Origin of the sequence: Romboutsia sp. D33t1_170424_H2, assembly GCF_015669105.1 — a bacterium.
Lineage (GTDB): Bacteria > Bacillota > Clostridia > Peptostreptococcales > Peptostreptococcaceae > Romboutsia_C > Romboutsia_C hominis.
Genome location: NZ_JADOZQ010000030.1, coordinates 1 through 5,849, shown reverse-complemented (window position 1 = coordinate 5,849; position 5,849 = coordinate 1). Strand labels below are relative to the sequence as shown.

Annotated in this window: 3 protein-coding genes and 2 rRNA genes; 4 read left to right on the top strand and 1 reads right to left on the bottom strand. The window is 29.7% G+C overall.

Translation table 11 applies throughout. The features are described 5' to 3' along the window. Positions 1–10: 10 nt before the first annotated feature. Positions 11–127 (top strand): 5S ribosomal RNA (gene rrf, locus I4U66_RS14460). Positions 128–264: 137 nt separating this feature from the next. Here the strand turns inward: rrf and I4U66_RS14455 are convergent. Beyond that, complete coding sequence (locus tag I4U66_RS14455; RefSeq protein ID WP_195929306.1) at positions 265–1,446, bottom strand: pyridoxal phosphate-dependent aminotransferase; 1,182 nt, start codon at positions 1,444–1,446, stop codon at positions 265–267. Between the two features lie 631 nt (positions 1,447–2,077). Between I4U66_RS14455 and I4U66_RS14450 the strand changes: the two genes are divergently transcribed. From I4U66_RS14450 to I4U66_RS14440, 3 genes are all read left to right on the top strand, one after another. Next, positions 2,078–4,429, top strand: coding sequence for an anaerobic ribonucleoside triphosphate reductase (locus I4U66_RS14450; RefSeq protein ID WP_092921862.1), 2,352 nt, complete (start codon positions 2,078–2,080; stop codon positions 4,427–4,429). A 17-nt stretch (positions 4,430–4,446) separates the two neighbouring features. Next, a complete protein-coding gene (gene nrdG, locus I4U66_RS14445) occupies positions 4,447–4,986 on the top strand; it encodes an anaerobic ribonucleoside-triphosphate reductase activating protein (RefSeq protein WP_092921864.1) in 540 nt (179 codons plus the stop codon). A gap of 459 nt (positions 4,987–5,445) precedes the next feature. After that, positions 5,446–5,849 (top strand): 16S ribosomal RNA (locus tag I4U66_RS14440); the annotation flags it as partial.

Sequence of the window (5,849 nt, the reverse complement as noted above, 5' to 3'; positions counted from 1 at the left end):
ATAAAGATTATGTGGTTATTATAGCAAAGAGGATACACCTGTTCCCATACCGAACACAGAAGTTAAGCTCTTTAGCGCTGATGGTACTTGGGGGGCGACCCCCTGGGAGAGTAAGACGTAGCCACGTAATCTTTTTTATTTTATAAAAAGTATAGGTTTAAATAAACCTATACTTTTGTATTTTTAAATCAATAAAATTTTTATTAACATCTAAATATGGTTTATAAACTTTTTATTAAAGTGTAATGTTTAAATGAATTTAGATTAAGAAAAAGAATTTATAAATTTATCAAGTCTATCTACACCTTCCAAAAAAACAGATTCATCACAGGCAAAAGAAATTCTTATATAATCATCTAATCCAAAAGCTATTCCTGGAACAACAGCTACATTATAAGTATCTAAAAATTTACTACAAAATTCTAATGAAAAACTTCCATTATAGTTTAATGTATTTTTTAGTTTGGATATATCTATAAATACATAAAAAGCACCATAAGGTTTTATATAGCTTATATTATTAATTGAATCTAGTTTAGCACAGATCAATTTTCTTCTTAATTTATACTCATTTACGAATTGATTTATATCTGAGTTACATTCCCTTAGAGCTCCATAGGCTATGTATTGAGATGTAATACAAGGATGTGATACAGAATGACCTTGTATAGAACTTATAGCTTTTGCTATAGAGCTATTAGATGCTGTATAGCCTAATCTAAGACCAGTCATATTAGTTGATTTTGAAAAGCCATTAATTGTTATTGTTATATCCTTAGCTAAATTACTTATAGATGCTATTGATGTAAAATTATCTTTATAACATATTTTTTCATATATTTCATCAGCTAGTATGTATATATTATTTTTATAGCAAATCTCTACTATCTCTTCTAACTCATTTTTAGTGTAGATACTTCCTGTAGGGTTATTTGGGTTGTTCAATATAAGAGCTTTAGTATTTTTACTTATACACCTAGATAAGTCTTCGGCCTTTATTTTAAAAGAATTATCTTTAGATGTGTGTATAAACACTGGAATTGCATTTACTATTTTTACAATCTCTGGATAGCTTACCCAATATGGTATAGGGATTAACACTTCATCATTTGGATTAGTCAAGGCGAGCAGCGTATTTGTTAAGCAATGTTTTGCACCACTAGATACCACTATATCTTCTGGACAATATGTACAATTATTTTCTTTTAAAAGTTTTTTACAAATTTCTTCTTTTAAAGGCTTTATTCCAGTTACAGCGTCATATCCAGTATAATTGTTATTTAATGACTCTATTCCGTAAAGTTTAGCGCTAATAGGCACGTTGAAATTAGGCTCTCCTATACTCAAATCTATTACTTCTAAGTTAAGATCTTTAAGTTGCCTAATTTTAGAACTTATCTCTAAAGTATAGGAAGGCGTTAACGTTTCTAATCTTTTAGATAACATAAAATCTCCTTTCTTTATTAAAGTTGACTTATTAGGTATAAGCACTAATTATATCTAAAAAAGTGTAATTGATATTCAAATATAATTATTATAATATTAAAAAATCTATTATATTTGAAAATTATATTGATAAATTAATATTACAAATAATTAAAATTAAAGAGGAATTTGATTGATTAATATAGTAAATATATATATTAGTAATTAATGTATAATATTATACTATTTACAGTATAAAATAAATTATATTAATTACTAATGTATTAGGTTATATTGGATAACCTAAAGTTGTAATTATAACTTTAGCATAAGTAATAACATTTTGATTTTCCAAGTTTTATGTCGTAGTAAGTATATGAATAAGATTATTAAATATGAATAAATTACAAAAAAATAAAAAAATAATATTTTTTTGTATATGTTACAAATACTAAGCTTCAAATTATCCACATAGCAATTTCAATGCTTTAGGTTAGTTTGACTAAAATTTCTAAATTTGCTACTCTATTTAAGTAAACACCGAGACAGTCCCTTTAAAAGATTAAAGGGGATTTTTTTTAAGTTTAAACACTATATGTAGTAAAAAATAATGGAATAAATACAATATATAGTAATTAGGGGGCGTTTTAAAATGATAAATTATGTTAAGAAAAGAGATGGAAGAATAATACCTTTTAACCCAGATAGGATAACTAGAGCTATATTTTTAGCTGCAAGTAAAATAGCTGAGCAAGATGGGAAATCAGCAGATTATAATATAGCGGAAGAATTAACACAAGAAGTCATAAAGTTATTGAATAAAAAGTATATAAATTCAATTCCCGGAGTAGAAGATATTCAAAATGCAGTAGTAAAAGTGTTAATAGAAACAGGTCATGCAAAAACTAGTGAAGAGTACATAATATATAGAACAGAAAGAAGTAGAATCAGAAATTCAAAAACAAGACTTATGAAATCTATTGAAGAGATAACTTTTGAAGATGCAAATGATGCAGATATAAAAAGAGAGAATGCTAATATAGATGGAAACACTGCGATGGGTACTATGCTCCAATATGGAAGTACAGTATCTAAAGAGTTTTGTAAAACGCATGTAATAAAGCCAGAGCACTCATATGCTCATGATAATGGAGATATACATATACATGATATGGATTTCTTAAATATGGGTACTTTAACTTGTTGTCAAATAGATATTAATAAGTTATTTAAAGGTGGATTCTCAACAGGACACGGATTTTTAAGAGAGCCAAACGATATAATAAGTTATGCAGCATTAGCAGCTATAGCTATTCAAAGTAATCAAAATGATCAACATGGTGGACAAAGTATACCTTTCTTTGATTATGGTCTAGCAGAAGGTGTATATAAGACTTTTAAAAAGTTTTATATAGATAATATGTCAAAGGCTATTAAATTATTTAAATCTGAGGATAAGACAGATGCAATAAAGTGTATAGTAGATGATATCGAGTATAGACTTAAAACTAAATTAAGTATAAAAATAGGAGATGAATATAAACAAGAAGAGACTAGGGAGCTAATAGATAAATTAGGATTAGATGAAGCATTTGTAGAGAATATACAAAAATTTGCATATTCAGAAGCTTATAGAGAGACAGATAGAAGAACTTATCAAGCTATGGAAGCATTTATACACAATCTTAATACTATGCACTCTAGGGCAGGTGCTCAAGTGCCTTTTTCTAGTGTGAACTTTGGGACAGATGTTACTGAAGAAGGTAGAATGGTCACTAAGAATCTTTTATTATCTCTTGAAAGTGGACTTGGAAATGGTGAAACGCCAATATTCCCAATTCTAATATTTAAAGTTAAGGAAGGAATAAGTTTAAACCCAGGAGATCCAAACTATGATTTATTTAAATTAGCATGTAGGGTATCTGCTAAAAGGTTATTCCCTAACTTTAGCTTTTTAGATGCTCCTTTCAATATAAAATATTACGAAGAAGGAAATCCTGAAACAGAAGCTACATATATGGGATGTAGAACTAGAGTACTTGGAAATGAATGTGGTGAAGAAACTGTAAGTGGAAGAGGTAATCTATCATTCACAACTATAAATCTTCCAAGGTTAGGGATTAAACATGGATTAATAAGCAAAAAAGTTGTAGATATAGATGGATTTTTTGAAGAATTAGATGAGAAAATTAATTTAGTAATAGAACAATTGCTAGAGAGAATGGAAATACAAGGTAATAAAAAAATGAAAAACTTCCCATTTTTAATGGGACAAGGAGTATGGAAAGGTTCTTCAGAGTTAGGACCAGAAGATAAATTAAAAGATGTAATAAAGCAAGGAACATTAACAGTTGGATTTATAGGTCTAGCTGAATGTTTAATAGGCCTTATAGGAAAGCATCATGGTGAAAGTGAAGAAGCTCAAGAATTAGGTTTAAAAATAATAGGGCATATGAGAAATAGGATGGATGAAGCAAGTAAAGAGTATGGACTGAATTTCTCATTAATAGCAACTCCAGCAGAAGGATTATCAGGAAGGTTTACTAAGATGGATAGAAAGATATATGGCGATATAAAGGGTATAACAGATAAAGAGTACTATACTAATTCATTCCATATACCAGTATATTATAAGATAAGTGCCTTTGATAAAATAAGACTTGAAGCTCCATATCATAACCTAACTAATGCTGGACATATAACATATATAGAATTAGATGGCAATCCATCAGATAATTTAGAGGCTTTTGAAACTATAATAAGAGCTATGAAAGAAGAAGGAATTGGGTATGGTAGTATAAATCACCCTGTAGATAGAGATCCAGTATGCGGTTTTTCAGGGGTTATAGAAGGTAATATATGCCCTTATTGCGGAAGAAATGAAGAAGACAGTAGTATAAAGTTTGAAAGAATAAGAAGAATAACAGGATATTTAGTAGGTACTGTAGATAGATTTAATAATGCTAAGCAAGCAGAAGTTCGTGACAGAATAAAGCATAAGTAATGAAAGGGGAATAGGTTATGAAAATAAGAATAGCAGCACCCATTACTTTTGATAGTATAGTTGATGGTCCAGGATTAAGGATGGTTATATGGACACAAGGGTGTATTCATAACTGTGAAGAATGTCATAATCCTCAAACACATAGTCTAAGAGGAGGCTATGAAGTAGACACAAAAGAAATAATTGATAAATTAAATAAATTAAAATTACAAAGAGGAATAACTCTCTCTGGAGGGGAACCATTTTTACAACCTGAGGCATTAGAAGAAATTGCTAAAGAAGCAAAAGACAAAAATTTAGATGTATGGAGTTACACAGGATTTAAATTTGAAGAACTTTTAAACGATAGGAATCCAAATAGATTTAAAAATCTAAACTTATTGAAATATATAGATGTTTTAGTAGATGGTAAATTTGAAAATGATAAAAAAGACATATTTTTAAAATTTAGAGGTTCTTCTAATCAAAGAATAATAGATGTAAAAAAAACATTAAAAGAAAAGAAAATAATATTAGCTGAAGAATATATCGAAAGAGATTTATGTGAAGCTAAATAATTTAAAAGTCATAGGCCAAATTATATAATTTTAGCCTATGGCTTTTTTTATTTACAATAAATATTATAAAGAAAAATGTTAATAATTATGTTAGTATTGTGGATAAAAAAATTAGAACCTTAACATTTCAATGTTAATAAGTTGTTAATATGTGGATAACATAAAATGATAAAATATAAAGTAAAATTAAGATGAAAAAAATGTTGAAAAAAGTATTGACCATATAAAACTAAGGTGATATAGTATTACTTGTCCTTAAGAAAAAGGCAAACAACAAGAAAAACAAACAACAGAAAAGAGTTGACAAAGTAAAATTACTTTGATAAACTAAGGAAGTTGTAAGGAATGAACTTTGAAAATTAAACAGTAGGTTAATTTATATAACTAATGATTCTTTAAAGAATCGAATACAACCAAGCCAGATATTCAGATAATGATAGTCTGAGCAGGTAACAACTTTTATTTGAGAGTTTGATCCTGGCTCAGGATGAACGCTGGCGGCGTGCCTAACACATGCAAGTCGAGCGATTTACTTCGGTAAAGAGCGGCGGACGGGTGAGTAACGCGTGGGTAACCTGCCCTGTACACACGGATAACATACCGAAAGGTATGCTAATACGAGATAACATGAGAGAGTCGCATGGCTTTCTTATCAAAGCTTTTGCGGTACAGGATGGACCCGCGTCTGATTAGCTAGTTGGTAAGGTAACGGCTTACCAAGGCGACGATCAGTAGCCGACCTGAGAGGGTGATCGGCCACATTGGAACTGAGACACGGTCCAAACTCCTACGGGAGGCAGCAGTGGGGAATATTGCACAATGGGCGAAAGCCTGATGCAGCAACGCCGCGTGAGCGATGAAGG